Here is a 15950-nt window from a genome sequence, read left to right on the forward strand (position 1 = left end):
ACGAAACGGGCGGGGCGCGCATCCGTGCGCGCCCCGCCCGTTCATCGATCCCGCCCGGCGCTTACAGTCCGAGCGCGGACAGGTCCAGCTTGCCGTCCTTCATCGGCGGGCACCAGAAATACGCGCCCGTCAGCGGCCGCGTGAAGCGGAACAGGCCGTCGACGATCCCGTCTTCCGCGCCGCTCATCCGGCGCATCTGCACGTCGAACGCGCGGAACGAGCAGCCGAACGCGACGAAGTAGAGGCCCGCGCGACGCGCGTCCGACCACGGCGACGAACGGCGCAGCATGAACGCCTCGGGCTCGAAGCTTTCCTGCGCGGTGCGCTTCACATGCGCGAATTCGGGGGCGTCGTCGAGTTCCTCGTTGTCCGACCGGCGGCGCCCGATGATGTGGTCCATGTCGCCCGACGCAATGCGCTCCATCTGGTCGAAGTCGTGCAGCCACTGCTGCACCGCGACGAAGCTCGCGCCGTCGAGCCCCGCGCCCTGCCCCGTCACGATCGCCGCGGCCACCGCGTCGTCGCCTTCCGGGTTCTCGGTACCGTCCTCGTAGCCGGACAGGTCGCGATCGTTCGAATAGCGGAAGCCGTCGACGGCCTCCTGCAGCACGAACGCCGGCGCCAATGCGCGCTCGATCGCCCGCGCGCGCAGCACGATCTCGCCGCGATCGTCCGAGCGCAGCCAGACCCATACGTCGGCCGGCGTCATCGGCAGCGTGCGGTCGTTCACCGCGAACGCCGGGTAGTCGGTCAGGCCCGGCACCGGATGGCCGAGGTATGCAGCCAGCGCGTGCCCGAAACCGACGACCGTGTCGCGTCCGTCGACGATCTCGCGCAGCGCGGCCAGCGCCGCCGCGACATTGCCGTCGTTCGACATCGTGAAAGTGAGGTATCGCGCTGCCGTATCGATCGGAGCCAGGATGCCTTGCTGAACGTCGCTCATCGTTTCCTCGGGAATGGTTCGAAGTGAATCTGTACGGGCCGCCTCGTCGCGCGCCGCGGACGCGCAAGTGTAATCGATGCGCGCGCCGGCCCCGGTCTGCCAGCGCACAACGTCCGCGAAAAGGGGCCAAAACCCCGAATACTAACCGTATCGACGCTGCAACGCCGCATTCGTCAGACGTTGCAGCGTGCGCGGCTGTCCTGATAGAATCCTTGCACGTCTTTTCGGCGTCCTTTCAACCGTTCACTTCAGGGAGGTGCAGATGTTCCGAATGCCAGCCACCTTCCCGAACGTGGTCCCACGGCGCAGCTGATCCAGCCCGCCGTCCGCGCCGGCTCCCGAGTTTTCCGCTGACCCGTCAGCCGCGCTTTTCCCGACAGCCCGTTTCGTTCCGCCCGCGTGTTTCGCGCGGCCCGGCTGTTGCGTTTTCGACGTTCTCCGAACCGGAAAGCCCCGTCGCGCGATGCGCCGGGCAACGATACATGACCAGAAAAACCTCCCATCTGGGCGGCCATGCATTCCAGGCCGTCTTCGGCTTCACCATTCGTTACTGGCGCAAGCAGCCGGCGCGCATCGCCGCGGTCGCGAGCCTCGCGCTGCTCGCCGCGCTCGCCGACGTCCTGACGCCGTTGTTCGCCGGCCGCCTCGTCGACGCGCTGTCGACCGGCCTGACCGACCGCGCCGCCGCGTGGCATTCGGCCCTCGCCGCGTTCGGCACGCTTGCCGCGCTCGGCATCGGCGCGACCGTGCTGCGCCAGGGCGTTTACCTGAACATCATCACGCTCACGCTGAAGATGATGAGCGAGATCGCCGCCGCGTCGTTCCACCGCGTGCAGCGCTTCTCGACCGACTGGCACGCGAACAGCTTCGCGGGCTCGACCGTGCGCAAGATCACCCGCGGGATCTGGGCGCTCGACCTGCTCAACGACACCGTGCTGATCGCGCTGCTGCCGTCGGTCACGATGCTGGTCGGCGCGACCGTGCTGCTCGGCACGCACTGGCCCGTGATGGGGCTCGTCGTCGGCGCCGGTTCGCTGCTGTACATCGCGGTGACGGTCGCGGTGTCGCTCGGCATCGTCGCGCCGGCCGCGCGGCTCGGCAACCTGTGGGATACGCGGATGGGCGGCGCGCTCGCCGACGCGGTGAGCTGCAACGCGGTCGTCAAGGCGTTCGGCGCGGAAACGCGCGAGGAAGCGCGGCTCGCGCGCGTGATCGGCAAGTGGCGGCAGCGCACGCGCCGCACGTGGGTGCGCGGCACGTTCAACGGCGGGCTGCAGGGTGCGATGCTCGTCGCGATGCAGGCCGCGATGATCGGCGTCGCGCTGCGGCTGTGGGTGAACAACGAAGCGAGCGTCGGCGACATCGCGTTCGCGCTGACGATGTTCTTCATGCTGCAGGGCTATTTGCGCGACGTCGGCATGCACATCCGCAACCTGCAGCGCTCGGTAAACGACATGGAAGAACTCGTCGCGCTCGAACGCCAGCCGCTCGGCATCGACGATCGCCCCGGCGCGCCGGCGATCCGGATCGGCCAAGGCGAGATCCGCTTCGAGCACGTGACGTTCCGCTACGGCAACCATCCGGTGCCGCTGTACGACGATTTCTCGATGCGGATCGCGCCCGGCGAACGCGTGGGCCTCGTCGGCCATTCGGGGTCGGGCAAGACGACGTTCATCAAGCTGATCCAGCGCCTGTACGACGTGTCGGGCGGCCGCATCACGATCGACGGCCAGGACATCGCGCAGGTGCGGCAGGATTCGCTGCGCAGCCAGATCGCGATCGTCCAGCAGGAGCCCGTGCTGTTTCACCGCACGCTCGCGGAGAACATCGCGTATGCACGCCCCGATGCGAGCCGCGCGGACATCGAGCGCGCCGCGCGCCTGGCCAGCGCGCACGACTTCATCGTCGCACTGCCGGACGGCTATGACACGCTGGTCGGCGAACGCGGGATCAAGCTGTCGGGCGGCGAACGCCAGCGCGTCGCGATCGCGCGTGCGTTCCTCGCCGATGCGCCGATCCTGATCCTCGACGAAGCGACATCGAGCCTCGACAGCGAAAGCGAGCTGCTGATCCAGCAGGCGATGGAGCGGCTGATGGTCGGCCGCACGACGCTCGTCGTCGCGCACCGGCTGTCGACGGTGCGCTCGCTCGACCGGCTGCTGGTGCTCGATCGCGGCAAGGTGATCGAGGAAGGCAATCACGACGCGCTGATCCGCATCGACGGCGGCATCTACCGCCGGCTGTTCGAGCGGCAGGCGCTGGAGCTGGCGAAAGGGCTCGCCGATTCGCCGCGGCGCGTGGCCGATCGCGATGCCGGGCCGTTGGGAGAGCCGGCGGAGGTTTGATGCAGGCAGGTCGTCACATGACCCGGCGACATGGCTTCAATCGCCGGGCCATGCCGGCGATCCGATTGGCGTGATCGACGCACGACGAGGAAATGATGTTTCAACCGGACGAAACCCGTATCGAATCGAATCGCCTTTCGCTCGCACCGTTTTCGGCGAACGACGCGGATGCGACGCTTGCATGCATTACGCCGTCGCTGACTCGCTATATGGGCTGGGACCCTCCGGCGAACAGGGAAAGTTTCGATCGCGTCTGGCAGACGTGGCTGCATGCACAAACCGACGGCACAGACTACGTGTTCGTGATTCGACAACGCGACGGTGGAACCTTCCTCGGCCTGGTGGGGATTCATCACGTCAAGCAGGCCATCCCGGAACTGGGCGTCTGGATCCGCGAAGATCGGCATCGCGAAGGGATCGGACGAGAGGCGGTCAGGCTCGTCGTGGAATGGGCGTGCGTGACGCTCAACGTCCGGCGCTTCAACTATCCCGTTGCCGAGGAGAACCATCCGAGCCGACGTATCGCCGAGTCCCTCGGCGGCACTGTAACGGGCCGTGGCGAGACCCCGAAATTCGTGTCGGTCGTTTATCAGATACCGGCACCGGTGACCTGCGAAAGCCCGGGCAGGCATAGGCGGCAAACTCGCGACGATCGACCTTGTTCGTAGTGATCCGGCCCATGGCGGGGACTTCCATGAAAGCGGCCTGCCGCCGTCAGACCGCCGCGGACACGCGCCCCTCCCGTGGATCACTTATCATGTCGGCCAGGCAATTCGCGACGAAAGGCAGACCATGTTTACAGGCATTGTTCAGGGTGTTGGCACCATCAACGCCGTCAAGGATCACGGCGAGCTGAGGACGTTCAGCATCGCATTCCCCGAGCGGTTCACCGACGATATCGAGATCGGTGCGAGCGTGTCGGTCGACGGCGTGTGCCTGACGGTGACGACCATCCATTCGCCGGTGCTGATCGACTTCGACGTGATGCTGCCGAGCCTGCGGATCACCACGCTGGCCGACCTCACGACCGGCGCGCGCGTCAACGTCGAGCGGGCCGCGAAGGACGGCGCGGAGATCGGCGGGCATCCGCTGTCCGGTCACGTCGATTTCACGGGGACCATCGTGCACATCGCATCGTCCGAGCACAACCGGATGATCCGCATCGGCGTGCCGGCCGAGTTCAAGCGCTATGTGTTCGCGAAGGGCTACATCGCGATCAACGGCTGCAGCCTCACCGTGTCGGACGTCAATCGCGACGAAGGCTGGTTCGAGGTCTGGCTGATTCCCGAAACGCGCCGCGCGACCACGTTCGATGCGAAGGGCGTCAACGACAAGGTCAACATCGAGATCGAACGCAGCACCCAGGTCGTCGTGGATACGATCCGGGAATCGGTCAAGGAGACGCTCGGCGAATTGAACGGCGTCGTCACCGCGCTGCTGGCGGAAAAAGGCATCGATATCGAGGAATTGCTGGCGCGCAACGTCGCGCGGCTGCCGAAGCAGTAACGGCGAATTTCCATCGTGCTAGGTGATCCGCTGGATCACCGTGAACCGGGCGCCGTCGGAAAACACCTCGATCCACGGCTCCGACTCCTCGAATGTCCAGAGGACGAGATCGAGGTCCGTCAGTTCATGCCAGTCGTCGTCGGGCCACGGCATGTTCCATCCGCCCGTGACGGCCACCACCCCGCCCGTGTAGAGCGGGCATTGCGCCATCCATTCACGCGCGTAGTCGTGCGCGGCCGCGCCCTTGAAGTTGTCGTTGAATCCCCAGTCGCGCTGCCAGCCGTGTGCGTCGAGGTACGCGTCGATCGCGGCCGAGCCGAAGCGGAACACCGCATCGACGGGCGGAAGCGACGTTGCACCGGATCGGCACAGCGGGTGATCCGAGCGGACAGGTTGCGTGGAAGTCTCCACGCGGCCGCCCGTACCGCTTTCGTCGAGATACACGTTCAGCCAGGCGCCGTCGCGCTCCACAGAGATGCACGACGCGCCGGCGTCGATCCCATGCCAGTAGCCGGTGACGGGTTCGCCGTCGGCCGCGAAGCGGTACGCGTGGCACGGCCTGGCGAGGCGCTTCGCTTCGGTCAGAATGTCTTCCAGTGTCATTGAGCGTCCGTCAGTCGGTTCTTGTACTCCGGATATCGCACGGAGCCGCCGCGCTCGAACGACTTCGCACCGCGGCTGCCACCCTGCGTCACTCCGCCTCCACCTGCGCGCCCTTCCCCACCGCCACACGCTGTGCACGATAGATCCCCGCGTGTCCCGAAAACAGATACGCGACGACACAGGCGACGATCGCATACACGCCGATATCCGCGCCGAACAGTTCGATCGCCATGATCGTCGACGCGATCGGCGTGTTCGCCGCACCCGCGAACACCGCGACGAAGCCGAGCCCCGCGAGCACGGGCGCCGGCAGCGCCAGCACCTGGCCGAGCGCATTGCCGAGCGTCGCGCCGATGTAGAACAGCGGCGTCACCTCGCCGCCCTTGAACCCCGACGCGAGCGTGACGACGGTGAACGCGAACTTGCCCGCGAAATCGTAAAGCGGCAGCGGGCCGTGGAACGCGGCCTCGATCGTCGGGATGCCGAGGCCGAGATACTGCGGCACGTTCAACACGGTCGCGGCCACGGCGACCATCAGGCCGCCGAGCACGGGCTGCAGCGGCGCATAGCGGATCACGCGGCGAAACCACGCGGTCAGCGCATGCGTCGCAAACGCGAACAGCCGCCCGACCACGCCGAACGCGATGCCCGCGACGACCGTCACGGCCAGCCCGGTCGCCGATACGGCCGGCACGAACGGAATCGCATAGGCCGTGTGATGGACACCCCACGCGCGGCACACGACGTCCGCGACGATCGCCGACGCGACGCAGGTCAGCAGCGCGTCGTACCGCACGCGCCCGATCGCGAGCACCTCGAGCCCGAATACCGCGCCCGCGAGCGGCGTGCCGAACACCGACGCGAAGCCGGCCGCGATGCCGCCCATCAGCAGCACGCGGCGATGTTCGCGATCGAGACGGAACACGTGCGTGACGCGATCGGCGAGCGCGCCGCCCATCTGCACGGCCGTGCCCTCGCGGCCGGCCGAGCCGCCGAACAGGTGCGTGACGACGGTCGCGACCAGCACGAGCGGCGCCATCCGCTTCGGCACGAGCGCCTTCGGGTCGTGAATCTCGTCGATCAGCAGGTTGTTGCCGCGCGCGACCGACTGGCCGAATCGATGGTAGACCCAGCCGGTGGCGAAACCGGCGGCCGGCAGCCCCCACAGCAGCCAGGGATGCGCGACGCGCGTACCGGTCGCCCAGTCGAGCGCGATCAGGAACAGCGCGGAAGCCGTGCCGGCCAGCGCGCCAAGCAGGGCTGAAAGCGCGAGCCAGCGGCACACATAGCGCACGGTCGCGAACAGATCGGCAGAAGTCGTGAAAAACATGATTTCCAGATTCGACGGAACATCAAAACCTGGGCGGCAGAATACCGCGTGGACGGCCTGCGACCTCCTGACGACCCAGGAACACGCAGGCATCATCAGCCGGGCAAACCGGCGGTTGAGGGCCGCACCGCGCGCTACGCGCCGGCAACGACCGCAGGGAGGCATGCCATCTCCGCAGGCCGCCATTGTACGCGACGCCGCGCCACGCACGCAATGCAGGCGCCGCGCCGCCACGCAGCGACAGCGCGTGCCCGGCGCGCGGTCAGTCGCGCGGCGCGAGCGCGATCCGCGCGATCAACTGGGGCGCGATCTGTTCGAGCGGCAGGATCGCCGACGCCGCGCCGATCGCCGCCGCCGCCTTCGGCATCCCGTACACGGCGCTGGTCGCTTCGTCCTGCGCGATCGTGTAGCAGCCCTTCGCCCGCATCGCCTTCAGGCCGAGCGCGCCGTCGCGCCCCATGCCGGTCAGCAGCACGCCGAGCGCATCGCTCTGCCAGCCGTCCGCGACGCTGTTGAAGAACACGTCGATCGACGGCCGGTACGGCGTTTCGGCCGGATGCCGCGTATAGCCGAGCACGCCGCGCGGCGACAGCGTCAGATGGTCGTTGGTCGCCGCGAGCAGCACCGCGCCGGCCTCGGGCACGCTGCCCTGCCGCGCGACGCGCACCGGCAGCCGCGTATAGCCGTCGAGCCATTCGGCCATGCCGTACGCGAATGCCTGGTCGACGTGCTGGACGATCACGATCGCGGCCGGGAAATCGGCCGGCAACGCGCGCAGCAGCGCGGTGAGCGCGGTCGGCCCGCCCGCCGACGCACCGATCGCGACGAGCGTCGGCTGTCCGCGCGTGGGCGCCGGCCCCGGCGGCACGAGCGCCACGGAGCGGCTTTCGAGCAGCCGGCCGATCTGGTCGATCTTCGCGAGCAGCGCCTGCGGCGATGCGTCGGTCGACAGGCCGAGCGCGAGCGTCGGCGTGTCGACCGCATCGAGCGCGCCGGCGCCCATCGCCTCGTACACCGACGACGTGTTCGCGCTGACGCTCGCCGTCACGATCAGGATCGCGCATGGCGCGCGCGCCATGATCCGGCGCGTCGCGGCGACGCCGTCGACTTTCGGCATCACGAGATCCATCAGCACGACGTCGGGCGGATGCGCGACGCAGAAATCCACCGCCTCGTCGCCATCGGTCGCGACCCACAGCACGCGATGGTCCGCACGCAGCGCGATCACGCGGCGCAGCGCCTCCACGGCCAGCGGCAGGTCGTTGACGATGCCGATGTTCATCCGCGCGCATCTCCGATCAGGTCGTGCACGGCATCGAGCAGCGCCTCGTCGTGGAAGCTGCTCTTCGCGAGGTAGTAATCGGCGCCGGCATCGAGCCCGCGCCGGCGATCCTCGTCGCGATCCTTGTACGACACGATCATCACCGGCACGCGCTTGAGCATCGGGTCGCTCTTGATCAGCGTGACGAGTTCGATGCCGTCCATGCGCGGCATGTCGACGTCGGTCACGACGAGATCGAACGCATCGCTGCGCACCGCGTTCCACCCTTCCATCCCGTCGACCGCGACCGTCACGTCGTAGCCGCGCTTTTCCAGCAGCTTGCGTTCGAGCTCGCGCACCGTCAGCGAATCGTCGACGACGAGCACGCGACGGCGCCGGTCGGCGAGCGCGAGTTGCGGATCGCGCGTGAGCCGCGCGAGCTGGCCGCCGCGCACGAGCTTGTCGACCGAGCGGATCAGGTCCTCGACGTCGACGATCAGCACCGGGTCGCCGTTCTCGAGCAGCGCGCCGGCCGCGATGTTCTGGATCTTGTGCAGGCGGCTGTCGAGCGGCTGCACGACGAGCATCCGCTCGCCGAGGAAGCGGTCGACCGCGACGCCGTACAGCTCGGGTTCGCCGCCGACGACCACGACCGCCGTGCTGGCGCGCGCCACGTCGGGCTCGCCCGCGTCGAGCAGCTGGTGCGCGGCGACGAGGCCCGCGCGCCGGCCGTCGAACGGAAAATGCGGCTGCCCTTCGAGCACGTCGATGTCGTCGTGCGCGAGTTCGAGCGTGCGGCGCACGTGCGCGAGCGGGAACGCATACGGCTCGCCGCCGACCTCGACGAGCAGGCTGCGGATCACCGACAGCGTGAGCGGCAACTGCAGCACGAAGCGCATGCCGGCGCCCGGCTCGTTGAAGATCCGCACCGCGCCGCGCACGCCGCGCACCATCTCCTGCACCGCGTCGAGGCCGACGCCGCGCCCCGACACGTCGGTCACCGCGTCGCGCATCGAGAAGCCCGGCAGCAGCAGGAATTCGAGCAGTTCGGGATCGGACAGCCGCGCGGCCGTCTCGTCGTCGGTCAGGCGCTGGCGCACGACGGCCGCGCGCAGCGCGTCCATGTCGACGCCCGGCCCGTCGTCGATCACGCTGACGAGCAGCGAGCCGGCGCTGTGACGCGCCTCGAGCGTGACGCTCGCCTCGGCCGGCTTGCCGCGCGCGTGGCGCGCGTCGGGCGAATCGACGCCGTGGTCGATCGCGTTGCGCAGCAGATGGCCGAGCGGCGCGTCGAGCAGGTCGAGGATGTCGCGATCGACCTGCGTGCCTTCGCCGACGATCGAGAAACGCACCTGCTTGCCGAGCGAGCGCGCGAGATCGCGCACGATGCGCGGATACGCGCGGGTCGCGTCGCCGAACGGGCGCATCCGGCACTGCAGCGCCTCGTCGTACAGCTGCTCGGCGATATGCGTGCTGCGCCGCTCGAAGCGGTCGAATTCGTCCATGCGCTCGGCGAGCGAGCGCTGCAGGTCGTTGAGCATGTGCCGCACTTCGTTCATCGACGCGAGCATGCCGGCGTCGAGATCGTCGGCGAACTGCTCGTACATCAGGTCGAGCGAACGGGCCGCGTCGCGCTGCGCACGCTTCACGCGCAGCATCGATTCGGCGAACGGCTTCAGCCAGCGCGATTCGACCAGCGATTCGCCGGACAGGCTCAGCAGCCGGTTCAGCGTATCGGCGCGCACGCGGCGCATCGCGCCGGCGCCCGCCACGCGGCCGGCCTGGGCCGGATCGGGCACCGTGCCCGACACGGCGAGCGGCGGCACCGCGGCACTCGCGCCGACCGGCTCGTTGGCGGCGCCGTCGTGATCGCGATACGGCACGACCGACGGCGGTATCGGCGGCGGCACGGCGGCCGGCGCCTGCATCGTCTGCGCGCCGTCGGCGCCCGTCAGCGCCGCCGCGAACACGTCGATCTCGGTCTGCGATACGGGCGGCCCTTGCGGATCGCCGACGCGCACCAGCAGGTCGACGCCGGCCAGCAGCACGTCGACGTGCGTGGCCGTCAGCGCGATCGTGCCGGCCTGCGCGGCGACGAAGCATTCTTCCATCCGCCCGGCGATGTCGACGCCGAGCGGCACGCCGACGATCCGCGCGGCGCCCTTCAGCGAATGCGCGGCGCGCATGCATGCTTCCAGCGCGACGGAATCGGGCTCGCCCGATTCGAGCGCGAGCAGCCGCTCCGACAGCGCCTGGGTCTGCGTGCGCGTCTCCTCGCGATACAGCTCGAGCAGCGACAGGTGGCTCAGGTCGTCATCGCCGCTCATCGCATGCTCCGTGTCACGGCGTCGAACAGACGATCGTCGTCGAGCAGCCCCACCGACTTGCCGCGCCACGCCAGCACGCCGCGCGACAGGCCGGCGCTCGCGCGCCCGACCGTCGCGGGCACCGGCACCCAGTCGGACGCGCCGAAGCGCAGCACGCCCTCGACTTCGTCGACCGGAAACACGACCGGTTCGCCCTGGTGCGCGGCCACCAGCAGCCGCGTGAACCGGCCGTCGTCGCTGCCGCTGCCCGCCTTGCCGGCATCGAGGCCGAGCAGCGCGCCGATCGAGATCGCGATGCGCAGCGTGCCGCGGATGTTGACCACCCCGCGCACGGCCGAATTGCGGCGATGCGGCAAGGAATGGATCGGACGCGTGCCGGCGATCTCGCGCAGCACGCCGATCGGCAGCGCGAGCCATTCGTCGGCCACCCGGAACGCGAGCGCCGCATGGCGCGTATCGCCGTCGTCGTCGCCCGCTTGCGCGGTGCCGAACGCGCTCATCCGGCGCGTGACGTCGGTCATCTCGGCCACGTCGAGCGGACGCTCGAGCAGCTTCGCCGCGTGCGACGCGTAGACCGGGCAGTTCAGGCAGCGCAGGCAGTCGTTCAGCCGCTCGCACGAGCGGTCGCCGCGCGTACCGATCCGGTTCCAGCAATCGTCGACGTCGAGCGTCGCGTCGTCAGTGGCAGCGGCGTCGCGGTTCATGAATTCCTCTGGTCATCGCGGTGTCGATCCCGTTTCCGTCATCGTGTCAGCCGGCCGAACGCCGGGCGCGTTCGAGCAGCCATTGCGCGCCCGCACGATCGCCGCCGACGTCGAGCAGCGTCGCGAGATGCGTCAGCGCCTCGTGATGCGTGGGGCGCAGGTACAGCGCCTTGCGATAGAAGTCGCCGGCTTCCGCGGCGCGCCCGCGCGCATCCGCGATCAGTCCGTTCAGATAAAACGCATCGGCATGCGGGCCGACGCGCGCCGAGAACTGCGCGAGCACACGCTCGGCCTCGTCGAACGCGCCCGCGTTCGCCAGCGCCTGCGCATCCTCCAGCGTCGGAGCATCGTCGAGCGCCGCCGCGATGCCGTCGTTGGCCGGGGCGGCCGTCCCGGCGGTTGCCAGCGCGAGGTCGGCCCGGGCGTCGATCGCGGCCGCCGGCACGACCGGCGGCGGCACCGCCGCGAACGGCTGACGCACGTCGCCGAGCCAGGCGGGCGGCGCGACGGCCACCACCGGGCGCGGCGCGGCGAGCGGTGCGATCGTGAAGCGCTCCGCGCCCCGATACGGCGCCGCCGCGGACAGCGGCGCGACCGGTCGCGCCGCGCCAGCCTCGGCCGCCGCGCCGGCCGGCTCGCGATGAAACGCGAACGCGAGCGGCACCCGCGCCGAGCGCATTCCGTGCCGCATCGCGACACCCGTCTCCGCCGGCCCGACGAACAGCACGCCGTCGTCGGCAAGACGCTCGTCGAGCGAGCGGATCACGCGATCCTGCGCGTCGCGGTCGAAATAGATCAGCACGTTGCGACAGAACACGAAGTCGTAGCGAATGCCGGTATCGGCCAGCGGTTCGACGAGGTTCGCGTGACTGAACTGCACGCACGCCCGCACGCGCTCGTCGAGCAGCCAGCCGTCGCGGGTCGGCGTGAAGTAGCGCGTACGAAACTCCGTCGCCGTCCCGCGGAACGCATTGCGCCCGTAACAGCCGAGCCGCGCCTGCTCGATCGCGCGCGGGCTGAGGTCGATCGCGTCGATCGCGAAGCTGGCCGGTTCGAGCCCCGCATCCAGCAGCGCCATCGCCGCCGAATACGGCTCCTCGCCCGTCGAGCACGGCGCGCTCAGCACGCGGATCACGCGGCCAGGCATCGCGGCGAGCCGTTCGGCGGCCAGCCGCGCAAGCGTCGCGAACGCCTCGCGGTCGCGAAAGAACCACGTTTCCGGGACGACGAACAGCTCGATCAGCGCGCGCCGTTCGTCGGCCGACGCGTTGAGCTGCTGCCAGTACGCGTCGAGCGCTTCCGGCGTCACGGGCGGCCGCGCGGCCGACGGCACGCGCTCGCCGTCCGCCTGCCACGCATGGATGCGATCGGTCAGCGCGCGCATCAGGAAATCGTTGCCGAGCGAATCGGGGTCGATGCCGGTCTCGCGCAGCAACCAGCCGCGAAATCGCGATTCGGACACGTTCATGCGGACTCCTCCCCGTGGCCCGGCAGGCCGTCGAACAGAGACAGGCGTGCGACGTCGTCGATCAGGTCGGACACCGACACCTGCTGCACGACGCCGTCGGGCGTGTTCGCGACCCGCCCGAGCCAGCGCGTGCGCGCGGTCGCGATGCCGCTCACGCGGAACGCCGCGCGGTCAATCCGCATCGTCTGCGTCGCGCGCTCGACGATCAGGCCGATCGTGCGTTCGCCGTCGGCGTGGCCGGCGTGACTCGCGCGACAGCGGACCATCACGAGCCGCGTCGAGCGCAGCGCCTGCGCGCGCCGCCCGAGCGCCAGCATCGGCAGGTCGATCACCGGCACCGGCTGCCCGCCGCGCATCAGCAGCCCGGCGATCCAGTCCGGCGCGCCGGGCACCGCCTTCATGACGGCGAGCGGCAGCACCTCGTCGATGCCGGCCGCGTCGAGCGCATAGCGCTCGCCGTCGAGCTCGAACATCAGGAACAGCGCATGCGCGCCGTTCTGCGGATCGGCGCGCGTCACGCGTCGACCTTGAAGCGCGACACGCTGGTGCGCAGCTGGTTCGCGACGAGCGTCAGGTCGTCGATCGCCTGCGACGACTGGCGCAGCGATTCGGCCGTCTGCTGCGCGGCCTCCGACAGTTGCGACAGCGCCTGCGTGATCTGCTCGGCGCCGTTCGCCTGCGTCTGCATCCCTTCGTTGACCATCTGGAAGCGCGGCGCGAGCGTCTGCACCTCGGCGATGATCTGCGACAGCTGCCCGCCGACCTGCTGCACGTCGAGCATCCCGCGGCGCACTTCCTCGGAGAACTTGTCCATCCCCATCACGCCCGCCGACACGGCCGACTGGATTTCCTTGACCGTCTGCTCGATGTCGTAGGTCGCGACGGCCGTCTGGTCGGCCAGGCGGCGGATCTCGGTCGCGACGACCGCGAAGCCGCGGCCGTACTCGCCGGCCTTCTCGGCCTCGATCGCCGCGTTCAGCGACAGCAGGTTGGTCTGGTCGGCCACCTTGGTGATGGTCGCGACCACCTGGTTGATGTTCAGCGCCTTCTCGTTGAGGATCGCGAGCTTCGCGTTCACCGAGCCGGCCGCATCCATCACGCTGCGCATCGTCTCGCCCATCCGCGTGAGTCCGCTCTGGCTCACGCCCGCGAGCGTCGCCGACTGCTCGGCCACGCCGGCCACCTCGTTCATCGTGCGCAGCAGGTCGCGCGACGTCGCGAAGATCTCGCGCGAGGTCGCGCCGATCTCGGTCGTCGTCGCTGCGGTCTCGTTCGCGGTCGCCTGCTGCTCGCGCGACGTCGCGGCGATCTCGGCCACCGACGTCGTCACCTGCAGCGACGACTGCTGCGCGCGCGAGACCAGCTCGGTCAGCTCGTCGGCCATCCGGTTGAAGCCCGTCTCGAGCGTGCCGAATTCGTCGCGACGGCGCAGATCGAGGCGACGCGTCAGGTTGCCGGTACGCATCACGTCGTGCACCTCGACGAGCCGCGCCATCGGCACGGTGACCGAACGGTACAGCACGTACCCGAGCCCGAGCGCGGACAGCAGCACGAACGCCAGCGCGGTCGCGAGCACGATCTCGGTGTCCTGCACCGATTCGCGGATCAGCTTCGCGGATTGCTCGGCGAACTTGCGGTTCTCCTGCACCAGCACGTTCGCGTTGCGCACGACCTCGGTCCACGCGGGCAGCACTTTCGCGTACGCGGCGACCGCTTCCTCGTGCGACACGCGGCCCTTCTGCACCGCTTCGTTCAGCAGCGGCGCGTAATGATCGTAGGCGCCGCGGAACGCCACGAAGCGCTGCCGGTCGTCGTCGCGGAACGTCGTGTTCTGGTAGTCCACCGACAGCGACTCGATGTCCTTCAGCACATCGGGGATCTTCGCGAGATCGCGCTGCACGGTTTCGGGTTCGGTATCGACGAAGGTCGCCTGCTGCAGCAGCGTGAACGATTCGTTGACCGAGCCGCGCAGCGTCGACGCGAGGTAGACGCCGGGCAGCGAGTCGCGCTCGATGCTGATGGCTTCGGCGTTGATCGCGCGCAGTCGCTCGTACGACACGCCGGCGGTCACCAGCATCAGCACGAACAGCACGCCGAAGCTGAGCAGGATGCGATTGCCGAGCGTCAGCCGGCCAGCGCCGATGGTCGGATGCAGGCTTTCATTGGTCGCGCGGGGCGTCACGGTGGCCATGTTCGTTATGGGCTTTCTAAATTCAGCGTTGAAAAAATCCGCGTCCGCATGCGCGCCGGGTGGCGCGCCACGAGCGCATCGGGGTCTCGCGAGCGGCGCGGCGCCGGCAGGCCGCGCCGCGAAATCACCGCTCCGCTTGCGCCGGCAGCCGAAGCGCGACCATGAAGCCGCGCGCCGTATTGCGCATCAGGATCTGGCCGCGATGCCGCGCCGCCGTCGCGCGGACGAACGCGAGCCCGAGGCCGAAGCCGCCGCGCGCCGCGCCGTGCGCGGATTCGAGCTGCACGAACGACTCGGTCGCGGCCGTGCGCTGTTCCGGCGCGATGCCCGCGCCGGCGTCCTCGACGCCGATCAGCCAGGCGCCGTCCTCGCCGCCCAGCGTGCAATGTACGTCCATCCCGGCCGGCCCGTATTTCAGCCCGTTGTCGACCAGGTTCGCGACCGCGCGCGTCAGCATCATGCGGTCGCCCATCGTCACGCACTCGGTATCGGGCACGTGCGCGATCACCCGGCAGCCGAGCCCGGCCGCCTTCTCCCACAGCTGGTCGACGGCGTCGAGCACGATTTCGTTGAGACTCACGACCTCGTGCGCGCGGCGCTCCGACTGCGCGCGGGTCAGATGGATGAAACCGTCGGCGAGCGCGAGCGCGCGCCGCGCATGGCCGGCGATGCGCTCCATGATCGCCGGCATGTCGCCGTGTTCGGTCCGGTAGACGTCGAGCAGCGCGAGGATCGACGTCTGCGGCGAACGCATGTCGTGCGACAGGAAATCGAGCGCCTCGTCGCGCTGCCGCGACATCAGGTAAGAATTCGAGTGATAGCGGATGCGCGCGGTCAGCTCCATCGCGTCGGGGAGCTTCACCAGATAGTCGTTCGCGCCGGCGATGAACGCCTCGCGCTTGACGATCGGCTCCTCCTTCGCGGACAGCACGATGATCGGCACGCGGGCGGTGCCGGCGTCGGCGCGCCACGCGCGCACGAGATCGAGGCCGTCGATCTCCGGCATCACGAGATCCTGCAGGATGACCGTCGGCTTCACGTCGCGCGCGACCGCCATCGCCCGGTGTGCGTCGGTGCACACGTGCAGGTCGATGTCGTGCTCGCTGCGCAACGCGCGGCGGATCACCTCGCCGACGAACGGCTGGTCGTCGACCAGGAGGACCGATAACCCCGATTCGAGGTAATCCGAGGCATTATCACTGCTCGATTCTTTCATAAATACAGTTTCAAACGCCGAATCTCCAATCGATTCTTTCATAGGAGTTGTTTATC

At 69.2% G+C, this 15950-nt stretch carries 13 protein-coding genes and 1 riboswitch; of the genes, 3 read left to right on the top strand and 10 right to left on the bottom strand.

The window, feature by feature from the left end; genetic code table 11:
• Positions 1–61 precede the first annotated feature (61 nt).
• A complete protein-coding gene (locus tag DTA15_RS26165) occupies positions 62–943 on the bottom strand; it encodes a Dyp-type peroxidase (RefSeq protein ID WP_012493176.1) in 882 nt (293 codons plus the stop codon).
• Between the two features lie 482 nt (positions 944–1425).
• Here DTA15_RS26165 and DTA15_RS26175 point away from each other — a divergent pair, with 482 nt between their 5' ends.
• The 3 genes from DTA15_RS26175 to DTA15_RS26185 all read left to right on the top strand — a co-directional run bounded on the left by DTA15_RS26175 (position 1426) and on the right by DTA15_RS26185 (position 4794).
• Positions 1426–3288 carry an ABC transporter ATP-binding protein gene (locus DTA15_RS26175; protein ID WP_006487793.1) on the top strand — a complete coding sequence of 621 codons (1863 nt, stop codon included), beginning with the start codon at positions 1426–1428 and terminating at the stop codon, positions 3286–3288.
• Between the two features lie 95 nt (positions 3289–3383).
• Positions 3384–3956 carry a GNAT family N-acetyltransferase gene (locus DTA15_RS26180; protein WP_006487806.1) on the top strand — a complete coding sequence of 191 codons (573 nt, stop codon included), beginning with the start codon at positions 3384–3386 and terminating at the stop codon, positions 3954–3956.
• Positions 3957–4080: 124 nt separating this feature from the next.
• Positions 4081–4794, top strand: coding sequence for a riboflavin synthase (locus DTA15_RS26185; RefSeq protein WP_006487799.1), 714 nt, complete (start codon positions 4081–4083; stop codon positions 4792–4794).
• Between the two features lie 18 nt (positions 4795–4812).
• Here the strand turns inward: DTA15_RS26185 and DTA15_RS26190 are convergent, their stop codons facing one another.
• From DTA15_RS26190 to DTA15_RS26235, 9 genes are all read right to left on the bottom strand, one after another.
• Positions 4813–5397 carry a hypothetical protein gene (locus tag DTA15_RS26190; protein ID WP_006487829.1) on the bottom strand — a complete coding sequence of 195 codons (585 nt, stop codon included), beginning with the start codon at positions 5395–5397 and terminating at the stop codon, positions 4813–4815.
• 88 nt (positions 5398–5485) lie between these two features.
• Positions 5486–6727 carry a voltage-gated chloride channel family protein gene (locus tag DTA15_RS26195; RefSeq protein WP_006487801.1) on the bottom strand — a complete coding sequence of 414 codons (1242 nt, stop codon included), beginning with the start codon at positions 6725–6727 and terminating at the stop codon, positions 5486–5488.
• A gap of 79 nt (positions 6728–6806) precedes the next feature.
• Positions 6807–6910, bottom strand: a riboswitch (Fluoride riboswitch).
• Between the two features lie 79 nt (positions 6911–6989).
• On the bottom strand, positions 6990–8009 hold the full coding sequence (locus DTA15_RS26200; protein ID WP_006487831.1) for a chemotaxis response regulator protein-glutamate methylesterase: 1020 nt from the start codon (positions 8007–8009) through the stop codon (positions 6990–6992).
• A complete protein-coding gene (locus DTA15_RS26205; protein ID WP_006497326.1) occupies positions 8006–10315 on the bottom strand; it encodes a hybrid sensor histidine kinase/response regulator in 2310 nt (769 codons plus the stop codon). Before DTA15_RS26205 ends, DTA15_RS26200 begins: the two co-directional genes overlap by 4 nt.
• Positions 10312–11019: a chemotaxis protein CheW gene (locus DTA15_RS26210; protein ID WP_006487850.1), complete on the bottom strand. Its 708-nt coding sequence runs from the start codon at positions 11017–11019 to the stop codon at positions 10312–10314. The genes DTA15_RS26205 and DTA15_RS26210 overlap by 4 nt, the downstream gene beginning before the upstream one ends.
• Before the next feature lie 46 nt (positions 11020–11065).
• Positions 11066–12487 (bottom strand): CheR family methyltransferase, encoded by a 1422-nt coding sequence (locus DTA15_RS26215; protein ID WP_012493174.1) that lies wholly within the window; start codon positions 12485–12487, stop codon positions 11066–11068.
• Positions 12484–13005: a chemotaxis protein CheW gene (locus DTA15_RS26220; RefSeq protein ID WP_006490979.1), complete on the bottom strand. Its 522-nt coding sequence runs from the start codon at positions 13003–13005 to the stop codon at positions 12484–12486. The genes DTA15_RS26215 and DTA15_RS26220 overlap by 4 nt, the downstream gene beginning before the upstream one ends.
• Positions 13002–14678 carry a methyl-accepting chemotaxis protein gene (locus tag DTA15_RS26225; protein ID WP_012493173.1) on the bottom strand — a complete coding sequence of 559 codons (1677 nt, stop codon included), beginning with the start codon at positions 14676–14678 and terminating at the stop codon, positions 13002–13004. Before DTA15_RS26225 ends, DTA15_RS26220 begins: the two co-directional genes overlap by 4 nt.
• 124 nt (positions 14679–14802) lie before the next feature.
• Positions 14803–15936 (bottom strand): hybrid sensor histidine kinase/response regulator, encoded by a 1134-nt coding sequence (locus tag DTA15_RS26235; RefSeq protein ID WP_006490975.1) that lies wholly within the window; start codon positions 15934–15936, stop codon positions 14803–14805.
• Between the last annotated feature and the right edge of the window lie 14 nt (positions 15937–15950).

Source organism: Burkholderia cenocepacia (assembly GCF_900446215.1).
Lineage (GTDB): Bacteria > Pseudomonadota > Gammaproteobacteria > Burkholderiales > Burkholderiaceae > Burkholderia > Burkholderia cenocepacia.